This is a genomic window from Rhizorhapis sp. SPR117 (genome assembly GCF_021742065.1).
The window spans coordinates 1-475 of sequence record NZ_JAKKIE010000238.1 but is presented as its reverse complement, the minus strand read 5'-3'; the positions used below and the strand labels follow the sequence as shown (position 1 = coordinate 475).

The 475-nt window shown below is 56.2% G+C and carries 1 protein-coding gene; it reads left to right on the top strand.

The genetic code is table 11. From position 1 onward, the window contains the following. Nucleotides 1-226 precede the first annotated feature (226 nt). A complete protein-coding gene (locus tag L3X40_RS22670) occupies nucleotides 227-415 on the top strand; it encodes a plasmid pRiA4b ORF-3 family protein (protein ID WP_445177242.1) in 189 nt (62 codons plus the stop codon). The last annotated feature ends 60 nt before the right edge of the window (nucleotides 416-475 follow it).

Here is a 475-nt window from a genome sequence, read left to right as displayed (position 1 = left end):
GCCGACGAGATCCTCGCCGCCGTCAAACGCTTCTGCCAGAAAACAATGAAGCGAACTTCGGATTCAGGTGACTAGCCCGGATATCTCACACCGCCGTTTGACCTGAGCGATCGGGGCGGTTTTGGGGGCCTTTAGGGGATGGCGGAGGCGGTCGTGAGCATGGTGGCGGCTGAGGGGAGCATAAAAAAGCTGGGGGTAACGGTGCTGATCCCGTAGCTTTGGGAGCATGTCGAAACCAGCTCCGCTTGTCGCTTACCGCCTGAAGGTCAGCCTCCGGGATATATCGCCGATGATTTGGCGACGCTTGCTGGTTCGCAGCGATCTGACTCTTTTTGGTCTGCACCGGGTAATCCAGATCGCGTTTGGTTGGGAAGATTATCATCTCCATGCTTTCAAGGTTGTTGATTGTCGCTGAGAAGTGACCCGGTATTTTCATCGAGAAGTGACCCGGCTGGTTTATGTCCCGCGTTGCGGG

Excerpts from the sequence above, each read along its gene's own strand:
- L3X40_RS22670 (WP_445177242.1), top strand. The coding sequence starts at position 227 with ATGTCGAAACCAGCTCCGCTTGTCGCTTACCGCCTGAAGGTCAGCCTC.